Annotated in this window: 15 protein-coding genes; 7 read left to right on the top strand and 8 right to left on the bottom strand. The window is 59.0% G+C overall.

Annotation, left to right across the window (positions count from 1 at the left end; all coding sequences use genetic code 11):
* Positions 1-143: 143 nt before the first annotated feature.
* A complete protein-coding gene (locus tag ACODSD_RS16675) occupies positions 144-215 on the bottom strand; it encodes an NAD(P)H-dependent oxidoreductase (protein WP_488877878.1) in 72 nt (23 codons plus the stop codon).
* 210 nt (positions 216-425) lie between these two features.
* Between ACODSD_RS16675 and ACODSD_RS16670 the strand changes: the two genes are divergently transcribed.
* The 7 genes from ACODSD_RS16670 (at position 426) to ACODSD_RS16640 (ending at position 5,930) form a co-directional block, all read left to right on the top strand.
* Positions 426-1,361: a LysR family transcriptional regulator gene (locus ACODSD_RS16670; RefSeq protein ID WP_107799912.1), complete on the top strand. Its 936-nt coding sequence runs from the start codon at positions 426-428 to the stop codon at positions 1,359-1,361.
* A 726-nt stretch (positions 1,362-2,087) separates the two neighbouring features.
* Positions 2,088-2,612: a hypothetical protein gene (locus ACODSD_RS16665; RefSeq protein ID WP_488877862.1), complete on the top strand. Its 525-nt coding sequence runs from the start codon at positions 2,088-2,090 to the stop codon at positions 2,610-2,612.
* A 307-nt stretch (positions 2,613-2,919) separates the two neighbouring features.
* Positions 2,920-3,396, top strand: a complete 477-nt coding sequence (locus ACODSD_RS16660; protein WP_048410490.1) for an FKBP-type peptidyl-prolyl cis-trans isomerase — start codon at positions 2,920-2,922, stop codon at positions 3,394-3,396.
* 396 nt (positions 3,397-3,792) lie between these two features.
* The gene (locus tag ACODSD_RS16655) at positions 3,793-4,056 is read left to right on the top strand and encodes a type II toxin-antitoxin system Phd/YefM family antitoxin (RefSeq protein WP_019101444.1); all 264 of its coding nucleotides are present in this window, start codon (positions 3,793-3,795) and stop codon (positions 4,054-4,056) included.
* Positions 4,056-4,310: a Txe/YoeB family addiction module toxin gene (locus tag ACODSD_RS16650; RefSeq protein WP_081575981.1), complete on the top strand. Its 255-nt coding sequence runs from the start codon at positions 4,056-4,058 to the stop codon at positions 4,308-4,310. Before ACODSD_RS16655 ends, ACODSD_RS16650 begins: the two co-directional genes overlap by 1 nt.
* Positions 4,311-4,759: 449 nt before the next feature.
* Entirely contained in the window at positions 4,760-4,978 is a 219-nt protein-coding gene (locus ACODSD_RS16645; RefSeq protein WP_488877861.1) for a peptidylprolyl isomerase, read from the top strand.
* Between the two features lie 538 nt (positions 4,979-5,516).
* Positions 5,517-5,930 carry a phosphatase domain-containing protein gene (locus tag ACODSD_RS16640; RefSeq protein ID WP_146176669.1) on the top strand — a complete coding sequence of 138 codons (414 nt, stop codon included), beginning with the start codon at positions 5,517-5,519 and terminating at the stop codon, positions 5,928-5,930.
* A gap of 497 nt (positions 5,931-6,427) precedes the next feature.
* Here the strand turns inward: ACODSD_RS16640 and ACODSD_RS16635 are convergent, their stop codons facing one another.
* The 7 genes from ACODSD_RS16635 to ACODSD_RS16605 all read right to left on the bottom strand — a co-directional run bounded on the left by ACODSD_RS16635 (position 6,428) and on the right by ACODSD_RS16605 (position 14,464).
* Entirely contained in the window at positions 6,428-7,528 is a 1,101-nt protein-coding gene (locus tag ACODSD_RS16635; RefSeq protein WP_488877860.1) for a hypothetical protein, read from the bottom strand.
* A 642-nt stretch (positions 7,529-8,170) separates the two neighbouring features.
* On the bottom strand, positions 8,171-9,046 hold the full coding sequence (locus ACODSD_RS16630) for a toll/interleukin-1 receptor domain-containing protein (protein WP_488877859.1): 876 nt from the start codon (positions 9,044-9,046) through the stop codon (positions 8,171-8,173).
* 228 nt (positions 9,047-9,274) lie between these two features.
* Positions 9,275-9,955 (bottom strand): hypothetical protein, encoded by a 681-nt coding sequence (locus ACODSD_RS16625; protein WP_488877858.1) that lies wholly within the window; start codon positions 9,953-9,955, stop codon positions 9,275-9,277.
* A gap of 41 nt (positions 9,956-9,996) precedes the next feature.
* A complete protein-coding gene (locus ACODSD_RS16620) occupies positions 9,997-10,671 on the bottom strand; it encodes a hypothetical protein (RefSeq protein WP_488877857.1) in 675 nt (224 codons plus the stop codon).
* A gap of 133 nt (positions 10,672-10,804) precedes the next feature.
* On the bottom strand, positions 10,805-12,394 hold the full coding sequence (locus ACODSD_RS16615; RefSeq protein ID WP_488877856.1) for a 5-guanidino-2-oxopentanoate decarboxylase: 1,590 nt from the start codon (positions 12,392-12,394) through the stop codon (positions 10,805-10,807).
* Positions 12,391-13,593 (bottom strand): pyridoxal phosphate-dependent aminotransferase, encoded by a 1,203-nt coding sequence (locus ACODSD_RS16610; protein WP_488877855.1) that lies wholly within the window; start codon positions 13,591-13,593, stop codon positions 12,391-12,393. The genes ACODSD_RS16615 and ACODSD_RS16610 overlap by 4 nt, the downstream gene beginning before the upstream one ends.
* 175 nt (positions 13,594-13,768) lie before the next feature.
* Positions 13,769-14,464: an ABC transporter permease gene (locus ACODSD_RS16605; RefSeq protein WP_488877854.1), complete on the bottom strand. Its 696-nt coding sequence runs from the start codon at positions 14,462-14,464 to the stop codon at positions 13,769-13,771.
* Positions 14,465-14,471: the final 7 nt, after the last annotated feature.

The following is a 14,471-nucleotide window of genomic DNA, read 5'->3' as shown; positions in this document are numbered from 1 at the left end:
GTAAAAACCTGTTTACGATCTTGCGAGCTAAGGCGAGACAAGGCGAAAACGGCTGAAGAAGCGGAATGTACATGTTGTACATGAGCATTCTGAAGACGTTTTCAACGCTGTATCGCCAACGCGCAGCTGATCGTAAACAGGTTTTAAGCGTAGACTCGTTCAATCCAACCTTTATGCAAGGCGGGCAGGGCGTACCACCATAGCGGAAGCAGCATGATCACCAAGTCCGCTGCAAGCCGCTTGCGCTGTTCGGCCGCGCCAGCGCGGCGAATTGGGCGGTCAGCGATGCCGGGTCCGGGTGGGCGTGGATGATCAGGGCGTGTCGGTTCATGCGGCCTCCAAGCGTTTAAAGGGGGAAAGCCGTCAGTCTGACGCGTGGTCAACAATCCGTGAAATCACGGTTTTTATTGCTTACTATTCATCAGATGGATACCAAACGACTCGACCTCAATCTGCTGGTAACGCTGGAAGCCTTGCTGGTGGAACAGAACGTGACGCGCGCGGCCGCGCGGCTGAGCTTGAGCCAGCCGGCGGTGAGCGCGCAATTGAACCGCCTGCGCGAGTTGTTTGACGACCCGCTGCTGGTGGCCGTCCACCGCGGTATGTATCCCACGGCCAAGGCGCTGGAAATGTTCGAGCCCTTGCGCAAGGCGCTCAACGAAGTGCGCGCCACCGTGGCCGGGCATCAGGATTTCGAGCCGGCCAGCGCGGACCTGACCGTGGCCATCGCCTGCACCGATTACCTGCAAGCCGCGCTGCTGATCCCGCTGGCGCGGGAACTGCGCAAAAGCGCGCCCGGCGTGAGGGTGGCGGTGCGCGCGCTGGACCTGCACCGGCTGGAAGCGCAACTGGAGCAGGGCGATCTGGACCTGGCGCTGCTGACCCCGCCGGCCGCCCCGTCCAAGCTGCAAAGCTGCCGTCTGTTCGACGAACACTATGTGCTGATAGGCCGCCGCGACCACCCCACCCTGAAAGAAGGGCTGAGCGTGGAAGAATACGCGGCCTTGGACCACGTCATCGTGTCCTTGGACGGCAACGGCTTCTTCACCCCGGTGGACCGCACGCTGGCGGCGCTGGGCCTGCGCCGCAACGTGGCCTTGTCCGCCGCGTCCTTCCTGTTTGTGCCGGAAATGGTGGCCCAGTCCGACTTTGTCGCGCTGGTGCCGCAGCGCCTGGTGCAAGACCGCGGCGACGCGCTGAAGCAAGTGGAGTTTCCGCTGCCCACCGAAAGCTTTGAAGTGGGCATGGCCTGGCACGACCGCACCCAGCAGCACCCCGGCCATCGCTGGATGCGGGACTTCATCATCACCCTGGTCAATGCGCAGGCGGGGTTGGCGGCGGATGCGGTGCCTCTCTCTTAGACCCGCTAACCAAACCCCTGATCCTACGTTGCGCCTCCTTGCCGTACGACTTGTACGGCCTGCGTCGGCGCGCCTTGGCTCAGGTTCTCTGCGAGGTGTTGTTAGCGGCTCTTAGAACCGGTTTACGATCTGCTGCGCGTCGTGAGACGTGGCACGGTGAGTACCGCTTCGCAATGCTCATGTACCGCGCGTACATTCCATTTTCTCAGCCGCAACGCCTTGTCTCGCCTTAGCTCGCGAGATCGTAAACACGTTCTTAGAACCGGTTACGTTCCGCTGCGCTAATGGCTTGTTCCTGCCGGGGCTGGCGGCTGGTGGGTATCGCCTGCGGCTCCACCCACCCTACCCATGACGAGCGGCCGCGCGTAGGGTGGGTGGAGCGTAGCGATACCCACGCGGAACCCCGCTGCGCCGCACAAGATGATGGCGGCGATCCACCTTACCGGACCCCGCCGGCTTGACGCCCTCCCACTCCTCCTCAACAATAGCCCCCGCGCCGCAGCAATCGCGGCGCTCGGGATTAGCCTCCCGCTTATGAGTTCTTACTGCGGATGCGCTGTTTCCACAGCGTATCCGCTGCCATTGCTTTGCCTATTCGGGCGGGCCATGGCAAGTGGCGCCCTCGCGGGCGCGCCGGCTTTCGTAAGGACTCACCGGTAGGCTAACTCTTGTCATGTGCCCGCCCTGCCGCCTTGCGGCCGGGCCCTTCTGCTCAGGAGGTTGCAAATGGTAAAGCTAGTCCGTCCGGTGCTAGGCATCGAACTCACTCCATCCGCTGCTGAAACCCAAGACGTCCATCAGGACGCTTCTCCACTCCCGCCGCTAGGGCCGCGCTCCCGCTACCGGTTTGCCGGCCCCCACGCCAAAGACCTCAGCCTGCCCTTCATCCGCCGCGTCAAAGGCCGCACCTACCCGCATTATTGGCAGCCGGCCGAGGCCAAGGATGAATGTGAAGCCCGTGCCTTGGGCCATCAGTACGCCGCCCATCTGGCGCAGATGCTGAAACTCAACCGCCAGCACTCCGCGCGCGGCCTGCTGTTCCGCATCGCCAGCGATATGGATTTCAGCCAACGCGGCCACCGCCGCCGCATGTGCAAGAGCTTCTTCAACTATCTGGAGTTGTTGTTGAACCTGGGGGTGGAACAGGTGGACCTGCCGAGGCATGTGGAGGCGGTGAACCGCCTCCATCTCAGCCTGGACGAGTTGGAAGCCTTGCCGCGGAGGCTGGGGCGGAAGAAGAAGAGAAGCTAAGAACCTGTTTACGATCTTGCGAGCTAGAGCGAGACAAGGCGAAAACGGCTGAGAAAGCGGAATGTACAAGGGGTACATGAGCATTTTGAGCTTGCTTTCAACGCCGTATCGCCGACGCGTAGCAGATCGTAAATAGGTTCTAAGCCGGGGAGGGGCAGCCGGCCCCTTTGGGGCTGGCTGTTGGGGACGGGGAGGGGCGTTCCGGAAAACAGCCGCATCCGTATCCAGCAAAGCAGGGGCGTTTCGGTTGACACTCCCTCGCTGAACTGAGAACCTTCCCGCTTCCATTTTTTTGTTATTGCCTGCCATGAAAATCACCGCCAACACCGCCGTCACCCTGCGCATGAAAGTCACCGACAGCCAGGGTCTGGTTTACGACGATGGCAAGAAGCCCGTCTCCTACCTGCACGGCGATTACGACAACCTGTTCGCCAAGCTGGAAGCCGCGCTGGAAGGCCAGGAATCGGGTTTTCAAACCACGCTGGAACTGGCTACCGAAGACACCTTCGGTGAACGCGACGAAGCCCTGGTCACCACCATGCCCAAGTCGGACTTCCCGCCCGGCGTGAAGGTAGGCGGCCAAATCCAGCGCATCGGCCCGGACGGCGAGCCGCGTTACTACTTCGTCACCAAGATCAAAGGCCCCACGGTATTGCTGGACGGCAACCACCCGCTGTGCGGCAAAGCCCTGCGCTTTGTCGTCAAAGTAGTGGACGTGCGCGCGGCCACGGCTGAGGAAATCGCTCACCAGCATGTGCATGGCGAGCACGGGCATCAGCACTGATTCCCCCGCTTCATTCAGACAAAGCCCTCCCCATTTGGGAGGGCTTTGTTTTGTCTGGACCCCACCTATTATTTGGCGTTGCTTATCGGCAGGGCGGCAGTTTTCGGACTGCGGCCCGCGAGCGCTGACATATTCGGAGATGGAGGCGTGGGCGCGTGTCACCCGGCGGCGGCGCACTGAGAGCCTGTTCAAAATCTCGCGAGCAAGGGCGAGACAAGGCGAAAACGAGCGAAAAAGCGGAATGTACGGTTGGTACATGAGCATTTCGAAGCCGTACTCACCGTGTAACGCTCCACGACGCGCAGCAGATCGTAAACACGTTCTTAGTGCGTGAACCATGCCGCCTGGGTTGTGCTATGATTTGTACAATCATTGTCGATTTGAGCGAGGAACACCGTGAAAGCGCTTACCTACAGCCACACCCGCCAGCACCTGGCCGAAGTCATGCGTCAAGTGAACGAAGACCGGGCGCCGGTGATCGTCACCACCCAGCGCGGTGAGCCGGTGGTGATCATGTCGCTGGCCGACTACAACGCGCTGGAAGAAACCGCCTACCTGACGCGCTCCCCTGAAAATGCCAAGCGTCTGGCCGATGCGGCGGCAAGGTTTCACAGCGGGGCGGCCAAAGAGAGAACGCTTCTCGAAGACGAGGGCGAGTAATGCAGATCAAGTTTGATGATAACGCATGGGAGGATTACCTCTACTGGCAGCAGAGCAGCAAGCCTACCCTCAAGCGCATCAACGCTCTGATCAAGGACATCCAGCGCAACCCGTTTGAGGGGATCGGCAAGCCTGAGCCGCTTAAGCATCAGTTTGCTGGCTTCTGGTCGCGTCGCATCGATGATGAGCATCGGCTGGTCTACGCTGTCCAGAGCAACGTTCTGACCATCTTGCAGTGCCGCTACCACTACTAAGAGCTGCTAACAAAAGCTCGCAGAGAACCTGAGCCAAGGCGCGCCGACGCAGGCAGTACAAGCCGTACGACAAGGAGGCGCAACGCAGGATCAGGGGTTTTGTTAGCGGGTCTAAGAACCTGTTTACGATCTGCTGCACGTCGTGGACGCGTTACACGGTGAGTACGTCTTTAAAATGCTCATGTACCGTGTGTACACTCCGCTTTTTCAGCCGCAACGCCTTGTCTCGCCTTAGCTCGCGAGATCGTAAACACGTTCTAAGCACAATTGCCAAGGCATTGAGTCCGCTGCGCGGATGATGATTTAGTAGGGGCCGCGGCCTACCGTGTACGGCTACTTTCGTCTCGCAGGATGCCGCCGGCTTGACGCCCTCCCGCTCCTCGACACCTTCGGCGCGCGCGACGAAGCGCATGGTTACTACCATGCCCAAGTAGGACTTCCCGCCCGGCGTGACGGTAGGCGGCCAAATCCAGCGAATCGGCCCGGACGGCGAGCCGCGTTACGACTTCGTCACCAAGATCAAAGGCCCCACCATCTTGCTGGACGGCAACCACCCGCTATGCGGCAAAGCCCTGCGCTTTGCCGTCAAAGTGGTGGATGTGTGCGCGGCCACGGCCGAGGAAATTGCTCACCAGCATGTGCATGGCGAGCACGGGCATCAGCATTGATAGTACCGGCCTCACACAAAAAAAAGCCCTCCTCAAGTGGAGGGCTTTTTTTATATGGGGTCTGGTGGTTTGGGGGGTATCTGTTCTTGAGTGCTTTGTCACTTGTGAGATTAAATTTGATGTCTCAAAGCATATTCTCTTTGATGGCTAACATTAGGTATTTGTGTTGATGCTAGTTTTTGATTGCGGTGAATTCGTCAGAGATTCGGTCGCTTCTGTTTCCAAAATCCCATTGCCATTGCTGGGGCAGGGGGCTTTACAAAAGCTAAGGTAAGGTACTGAGAGTATACGTTCAAACATTCATAAAATTTGATGGCCAGAATCATGGATGCTGAGAGTGGAACCAAGTGGCTGCCGTCTTTTTATTGCCATTATTTGAATGGCAGTGATACTTGTCAGACTGTATCGGTATGGCTTTATAGATATACTATTTTTGGCTGATTAGCTTTGCTAGGGTTTTCAATTGCTGAAGCTGCTAGTTATGGTTCAGGTCATTGGGTTTGGTCTGGAATGTTAACGTTCACTTAAGGTGCTTGTAATGGAAAATGAGATGACTGTTGAAAATGCGTACATGGCTTTTGAGCTTGGGGCCATTATCTCTGGTGTTGATTTGGTTTCTGAGCTCTACGGAAATTCTTCTTATAACTGGAATCTGATTCAAGTTTTGACGGCATTGAGGCCACATCGTGCAGGCTATCGCATCCTGATTACAACCTCCATCAAAGAATCCAAGCGCGAAGAAGTCAAGAAATTGATTTTTAATTTTATGGGCGGAAATGAAGATTATGATTTGTTGATGCGTGCCGATGATGACAATCGCGACTACATGCAAATCAAGAATGAATGGTTCCATAATGGCAAAATAAAATATCCTGTTCGGATGTTCTTTGAGCGCTCCAATGCTCATGCCGATATGTGGCGCGGACTGGGGCTGAACAGCGCCCAGGTTTGATGAAGTAAAAAGCCCTCTTTTGAGGGATTTTAGCACTCCTTTAGTAGTAATCACCCGCTGTGCGGCAAAGCCCTGCGCTTTGCCGTCAAAGTGGTGGACGTGCGCGCGGCAACGGCTGAGGAAATCGCTCACCAGCATGTGCACGGTGAGCACGGGCATCAGCATTGATAGTACCGGCCTCATACAAAAAAGCCCTCCCGATTTGGGAGGGCTTTTTTGCGTGGGACCTGGCGTTTGGGTTGGTGGTGATTGGTTGCTGATATGCGTAGGAGGTGAATAGAGCAGGGGGCTGTTAGTAGTCAAAAGTAGAAGGTAGAGGCAAATTTTTTGAGTGTCTCTAACCCGGCAAAATCAGACATTCGTATGCACGATGTAAAACGTCGGCTTTCCTGCTAGCAGCAGCCGAAAATGTTTCTAGCAAATGATAGGCGATTCAAACGTGGAGCTAACAAGCAAGGAAAAAGCGTAGCCTTTTCCCTGCCCTGTTGAGCGCCATGTTAAGCATTCCTGCTAAAGTAGTGCTGAATTTCGTAACCAATGCCAGTGCCCTTTGCATCAAACATGTCGACGTATTTTTCTAATTCTTTTTTTCCACTAGAGCCAAAGATTAGTCTATTAAGAGTAGCCCTTACCCCAAATTGATTTTTCAAGAAATTGATTGGGCCTCCTATGCCAAGCGACAACTTGAATATTCCTATGCCAACTTCTAAAGAAGAATTTGATTCTCCATCATTTAGTCCAAGTTTAGTGCTCACATATTGTGCAACTGAATCTAATTCTTTCCTTTTTTTAAGGAGCTCTTCAGTGTCTTCTAACGTCATCGAATTCTGAAATATTTTTAACCACTCTCTTAGTTTTTTGAAGTCGGATCGCATTTCCAGTGCAATTGAGATGATCTGATCAGCTGACGAAGACTCTTGGATCACGCGCACAGGCAAGGAAGGAATTTTTAAGTATGCTGAGTAAAGAGAGTCGTTTCCGTATATTTTTTTCGATACTTTTACCTTGTTGTCATCTATAAATGTAATTACTTGATGTAGCGTGTCTTGAGCCGGAAGGAGAAAGCCTGAATTAAGAAAAAGTCTCTTGCGTAGTGGATGAGGTGTATAACTTTTTTCGTAAACAAAGCTTCTAGCACACATGCCTGCTCCTCCCCATAATGTGGCAGATAACAGAGGGTCTGGGGTTTCTTTGTTTTTAGCCCACCCTTCTACGTTTTTCTTGTGTGCGTCAGCAAGAGGTTTCGTAGAGCAAATATGCTGCACGATTCTGTCTCTAGGTTCTTTTAGTTTTTCTGGTTCATTCAGGAATGGATAGCTTCTAATCACGCCGGCATTTTTAGCTTGGTTAATTGGGCTGTCGTGCGCTTCCCAGGCATAAGTAAATTTCTCCTCGACAAGTATTTCATCCCTGAGGATAATATCTGTTACCAAGTCAAAAAGAGCTTCCGTTTGAATGGCGGCACTTGAGACAGCTTTATATGAATGATCTGCATCAGAAACGATAATCTCCCCAGATGGCTCTGAGTCAAACCCATTTTCCAGCAAAGAGGAAATGTCTTGCAGTGACCAGTTGTCTGCAACCACGCCATTGGCCATTATTGTGTCCCTTTTAGATGTGAGATATAAATCTGTGCAGGTATATATTTAATTTTCTGTGTATAACTTGGTATGCAACATGTGTTTTTTAACGAGCTAGTAGGCTGTCAATGCTTGAAAGTACACAGCCAGGTAGGGCTGCCGCACTACACTTGCTCGATGTGCTGCGACTCAGGCAGTACAGCTTGTAAACCAAGCAGCAATACGTCAATTTGGCTCGGTACTTTTTGTGCTTTCACCATCATCGTCACCTTTGTGAGATGAGTGCTGTGGAGGTCTGAATCGCCATCCTTAGCTATATACTTTTGCGGCTAATTCACTGTGTAAAGCAGCTACAGTTGACCTTCAAGTAAAGGACTGTTTCGGTCGGCCTCCCGCTGATCATGCGAGTGCAACGGCAGAACCTCAGCCAAAGCTGTCGTTGGTCCATCGGCCTGTATCAGGCTGCAATCTGGCACAGGTCTGCCGCTCAGTGTCTGATAGCTTAGAGCGGTAGTTTTTTATCTGGTAAATACGTGTGTTTGCTCCCCACTCAAAACTCATACTTCAGCATCGCTAGTGTTAAACGATGGGGGTGGTAAATGCTTAGTGAGACAACCGAGCAGCTCTCTACCTTAATGTTTCGCGTGTTCGGATATTGGCCTACATTCCGTAGTATTTGCTGCTGAATCCGACAGATAGCGGAGCACCATTATATTGGCATGAGACGCAGATCTTTAGACGCTTCCTGTGGTCGTAATACGTGTGGCTGTGAGCCTTCCTACTTACAAGTTCCAATTCTGAAGGGCTGATGCTCAAGGCACCTAAGATAGCCTCTGAGTCGAACCATTGGTTCTGCCGGTGAGGTGCGGTGCGCTTCAACTCAACGTCTATGTAGCTTATGAAGTTCCCTTCTGCTTCGAGGTACATGTGACATTCATCCGTGTCCAGAATGATGTTCCCGACATCATTCGGTGTTCCTCCAGTCGCACGCGCGGCATCTTGTATGGTCATACCCATGAACTGGAACGGACGATGAAATGGCATAGGCAGTATGAAAAGTGCCTTGTCGAATGCCTTGTCGAGGGCACCACCTAAATGGGTAACACCTGAAGGCGGTGCCAAGGCGTTGCGGTTGAAGACTACACCAAGACTTCGCACCAAATCTTCAAGTGCTGCTGCGTAGCGCGACTCGTCAGAGAAGTCCGCGTAGCGCTTGCCAAGAAGAAAACCAGGAAGCTCGCATTTTCGGTACATAATGGGCAGCACTTTGATTCTGCCGCCCATGATCTCCTGATTCATTGCTACGTCAACTTCGCGTTGAACCCAGGGTGAGTCGATGGAGTTGGGCGATAGAACCACAGCAATATAGTCCATTCTATCGATACCATCACGTATTTTCTCAATGAGTGATTCACCCACCTTTATCTCCGCTTCATCCAGCCAATACATTACACCTTGATTATCGAGATCCGCTGCTAGTCGGCGAACAAATAGTTTATCGGCATGATTGTGGCTGAGGAAAACGGTGGGAAGCATAGTAGTTAATCTCTCGAAAATATAACAACTATCAAATGGCCATTTTAAGGCCATACATGAGCAAATAATGATGAAAAATTATGTGCATAGTATTCATGAAGCAGCAAGAAAGAGTATGTCTGGCATTTTGTGTAAAGCTGTCATTGCATGTGGATCGATAAAAGATAACTCTGGCCGAATAGCTGAATAACAGCACGCCTCACCATAACTCCCCCTCCCACCCCAAAATCAAACCCCCGCCGTCACCTTCTCCAAACTCGGCAAAGTGTGGGTATACAGCTTGGCCAAATCCTTGGGGCTGGCGATGGTTTCAAAGTGTTCCATCTTGATGGCCAGGAATTGCCCCTTGCTGCCATTGCGCACTTCGCCCACTTCCATCGCTTTCAGCGCGCTGATCCAGTACCAGTTCTGACCCATGTTTTCTTTATCGCAATAGGCGTACCACAGCGGCAGGCGGAACAGCCGCTCGAAGGTGAGCGCTTTTTTGAGTTCTTCTTCCAGGTTGAGGGTGAGTTCGCCGCACCATGGGGTGTAGTTCTTGGCGTCGATGGCGATCATGCCCAGCGAGGGCAGCAGGAGCAGGAAGTCCGGCCGCTTGGCTGCGCCTTGGAATAGCGAGGCGAAGCTGTCCTTGTTCTGGCAGATGCCCACATAGGCCAGTTTGTGCTGGTTGAACCAGGCGTTGAGCGCTTTTTCGCCCTCATGGCCTTTTTCCTCCGCCGTGTTGGGGGCGGTCTGGGTTATGGCGGGCGGCGGATTAGGCGCGGGTGCTTGAGCTGGAACTGGGATAGCGGCTTGGATGGGGGCCGCTGTTTGCGGCGGCGCGGGCGCGGGGTTGGGTGTTGGGGCCGTCATTGTGGATGGTTTCAGTGAAAGAGTTTTTCTGATGCTTGCGAGCGAAAAGGCCATGGCGTCTGCTCAGATTGGCTTGGTTGGGTGAGGGGAGCGCTTCATCCCGCTTGCCTCGCTTGATCCGCCTGATACGCCGCCTCGCGGTCGCTGAACAGGCCCAGGCGCACCAGGCGGGCGAGGATGGCGCCGCGGCTGCGGCCCAGTTGCTTGGCGATGGCCTGGCTGTCCGGCTGGGCCGGGCTGTGCCACAGGGTTTTCAGTTGCTGGTCGTCAGCCACAGTCCAGACCGCGCCTTGCTTGCCGGCTGTGGGCGGCGCGGCGGGTTTGGTGGGCGGCTTTTCCGCGGCGGCGGGCACGTCCCAGAGCGGCGGCAGTTGCAGCGTTTGCATGCGGGCGTTGTCGGCCTGCATCGCCGCTTGCTGGTGCTCGTACAGCCCCAGGTGGACCAACCGGGAGACGATGGCCAGCGGGCTGCGGCCCAGTTTTTCCGATAGTTGGCGCACCGGCGCGGGGGAGGCTTCCCACAGCAGGGCGAGGCGGTTGTCTTCGGCTATGGTCCAGCGCTGGCCCTGGCGCGCGCCGCCGGGGGCTGGCGGAGGCTCGGGCGCGGTGGTCGGGTCCGCGGCGTGTTGTTTGGCGACGCGCTTGAGTTGCTCGTAATACTGCGCGCGCGCCTTGTCCAGCGCCGGGTCCTTGGGGGTGCCCAGCGGGTCGCGCCGGCCGGCCGGGTCTAGGCCCAGGACCAGTTGTTCGACAATTTCGAGTTCTCTCATAGGGATGCCCGGAGCCGGTCTCGCATTGCTTGCGGGGCGGGTGCCGCCGTGGATAAGCCATGTTATCGCCGCGGCCGGGTTCTATGCAAATTGAGTTTGCGGCGCGCGGCCCGGGGCCGGGCCGGCGCGCGCTTTAAGCTTCGATTTCTATCAGGGTGGGATTGGCGGCGGCGGCGGCCTGTTCCAGCGCCTGGCGCAGCAGCGGTTCCGGGGTGCCCAGCGCCAGGGTTTCGGCGCGCCAGCCGTAGGCGCGGGCCAGCGCCGGGAAGTCCGGGGTGTAGAGGTCCACGCCCAGCGGTTCCATATCGGCGGCGCGCATCGCGCTTTTGATTTCGCCGTAGCCGCGGTTGTTGAGCAGCAGCACGATCAGGCGGGCGCGGGTTTCCATCGCGGTGCCCATTTCCGCCAGGGTGAACTGGAAGCCGCCGTCGCCGGCCAGGCAGAGCACCGGCCGGTCCGGTTCGGCCAGCGCGGCGCCGATGGCGGCGGGCAGGCCGTAGCCCAGCGCGCCGAAGCCCACGGAGGCGTTGAACCAGCTGTTGCCGCGCGGCGCGCAAAAGCCCAGGTTGCCGGCGTAGACCAGGCGGGTGGAGTCTCCCACCCAGCGCGCTTGCGGCAGGATGTCGCGCACGCGGTGCAGCCAGGCCAGGTCGGCGGCGTGTTCCGGTTCCATTTCGGCGGCGGCCAGGCGGCGGGCGGCGTCGGCGCGCTCTTCGCCCTGGCGGGCGGCGTCGGTCAGTTGCAGCGTCAGCAGTTGCAGGGTTTCTTTGGCGTCGCCCAATAGCGGCAGGTCGGCACCGCGGCCGCGGCAGAGTTGTTCCGGGTCGATGTCGACGCGGATCAGCGCGCCGGGCAGGCGGAAGCCGCCGTCCACGTACATGTCGAAGTCGGTGGGCCCCAGTTCGCAGCCCACGGCCAGCACCACGTCGCTGGCGGCGATCAGGCGGCGCGCGGCTGGCAGCGAGGGGCTGCAGGACAGGGCCAGCGGGTGGCCGTCCGGCAGCGCGCCGCGCGCGTTGATGGTCATCAGCGCCGGCGCGTCCAGCATTTCCGCCAGCCGGGTCAGTTGCGGCGCGGCCTGGCGCGCGCCGCCGCCTATCAGCAGCAGCGGCCGTTCCGCGCTGGACAGCAGGCGGGCGGCGCGGTCGATGGCGGCGGGGGCGGCCGGCCCGCGTAGCAGCCGCATCGCCGGCGCTTGCGGCGGCGGCAGGCCGTCGGCGGGCGCGGCCATCAGGTCCAGCGGGATTTCGATGTGCACCGGGCGCGGGCGGCCGCCGTCGAACACGGCGAAGGCGCGCGCCAGCACTTGCGGCAGTTCCGCCGCCGCGGTCAGGGTGTGGCTGAAGGCGGCGATCTGGCTGGCCAGCGCGTGCTGGTCCGGCAGTTCGTGCAGGTGGCCGTCGCCGGAGCCCAGCTTGCCGCGCGCGTTGACGCCGGAGATCACCAGCAGCGGGATGGAGTCGGCGTAGGCCTGGCCCATGGCGGTGGCGATATTGGTGAGGCCGGGGCCGGTGATGACGAAGCAGACGCCGGGCTTGCCGCTGACGCGGGCGTAGCCGTCGGCCATGAAGCCCAGGCTTTGTTCGTGGCGGGCGGCGATGTGGCGGATGCCGCTGCCGGCCAGGCCGCGGTAGAGCTCGATGGTGTGGACGCCGGGGATGCCGAACACGGTGTCGACGCCGTAAGCCGCCAGCCAGGCGGTGAGGTAGCTGCCCAGGGTCATGCGGATTCCTTTTGTCTTGGCGCGGCGGCGCGCAGTTGGCCGGCGAAGCGGGCGATGCGGCGGCAGGCTTCGGCCAGGCGTTCGTCGTCCACCACCAGGCCCAGGCGGATGAAGCCGGCGGCGGTGGGGCCGAAGGCGGCGGCGTCCAGCACGGAGACGCCGGTGGCTTCAAACAGTTTCCAGGCGAAATCCCCGGCTTCCAGGCCGCAGCCGCGCACGTCCAGCAGCAGGAACATGCCGGCTTCCGGCAGCGGGCAGTGCAGGCCGTCCACGCCGCTGAGCAGGCTGTGGGCCAGGTCGCGCCGCCGCTGGTACAGCGCGCGGACGGGGTCGACGAAGGCGTCGTAGTCTTGCAGGGCCAGCAGCGCGGCTTGCTGGATGAAGCCGGGGATGCCGTAGAGCATGCACAGGGCCAGCGTGCCCATGTGCTGGATCAGCGGGCGCGGGCCGGCGGCCCAGCCCAGCCGCCAGCCGGCCATGGCGTGGGATTTGGACAGGCTGCCCAGGGTCAGCGTGCGCTCCGCCATGCCGGGCAGGGCGGCGATGCTGTGGTGCGGGGCTTCGAAACTGAGGCCGGCGTAGACTTCGTCGGCCACCACCCACAGGTCGTGGCGGCGGGCCAGCGTGGCCACCGCGGCCAGTTCGTCCGGGCGCAGCGCCGCGCCGGTGGGGTTGCAGGGGGTGGCGAGGAAGATCGCGCGGCTGCGCGGGGTGACGGCGGCTTCCAGCGCGGCCAGGTCCAGGTGGAAGCCGTCCGCGGGCTTGACCGGCACCGGCACCAGCGCGGCGCCGCTGGCGCGGATGCTGGCTTCGTAGGTCAGGTACATCGGTTCCGGCACCAGCACTTCGTCGCCGGCCTGGCACAGGCAGAGCGCGGCGGAGAACAGGCCGTTTTGCGCGCCGGCCACCACGATGACGTTGTCGGCGTCCATCTCCAGGCCGGTGGTGGCGGCGTGGCGGCGGGCGATGGCGGCGCGCAGGTCGGCGCGGCCGTCCACCGGGCTGTAGTGGGTGTCGCCGTCGCGCAGCGCGGCCACGGCGCGCTCAATAATGGGGGCCGGGGTGGCGAACTCCGGATCGCCCACGCTGAGGATGATCACGTCCTCGCCGCGGGCGGCGGCTTGCTGCGCCGCCAGGTGGATGTTCCAGGCATCGACGCGTTCGCCGGCGATGCGTTCGACCAGGGGGGAAAAGCGCATGGGGGTCTCCGTAATAATGGTGTAGGACGGTGTCAGAACCTATTTACAATCTGCTGCGCTTCAGCGATACGGCGTTGAAAACCACTTCGAAATGCTCATGTACCATCCGTACATTCCGCTTTCTCAGCGGTTTTCGCCTTGTCTCGCTCTTGCTCGCTAGATCGTAAACACGTTCTCAGAAGGCGGTGCGGACCGGCAGTCTCTTTTCCAGCCGCAGAAAGACGCGTTCTATCAGCCAGGCCAGCGTGAAATAGATCAGCGCCACGGTCAGCAGCGGTTCGTAGGTGCGCAGGGTTTGCGCGCGCACCAGGTTGGCCGCGCCCAGCACGTCCATCACCGCCACGGTGGAGGCCAGCGCGGTGGATTTGAGCAGCAGCACGGTTTCGCCGGCCAAGGACGGCAGCAGGATCAGCAGCGCGCGCGGCAGCCAGATGTGCCGTGCCGTGGTCAGCCGCGACATGCCCAGCGCGCGGGCGGCCTCCAGTTCGCCCTTGGGCACGGCGGCCAGTCCGCCGCGTACCACTTCGCCCACATAGCCGGCCACGCTCAGCGCCAGCGCCAGCGCCACGTACCAGAAGCCTTCGCGCAGGTAAGGCCACAGCAGGCTGTCGCGCAGCGCCGGAAAGCCGGCGAACAGGCTGCCCAGGCCGTAATAGAGCACGTAGATCTGCACCAGCAGCGGGGTGCCGCGGATCAGGTTGGTGAAGGACAGGCTGAGCCAGGCGAGGAAGGGCTGGCGGGACAGCCGGGCAAAGCCCACCGCCACCGCCAGCGCGAAGCCCAGGCTGCCGGAGAGCAGCAGCAATTGCACGGTGACGGCGACGCCGCGCCAGAGCATGGGGCCGTAGTCTTGCAGCCATTGGAAGTTCATGCGGGTC

The organism is Chromobacterium sp. FG22, assembly GCF_057809415.1.
The sequence above is the reverse complement of the archived record's forward strand: the minus strand, read 5'-3'. Positions and strand labels throughout refer to the sequence as shown.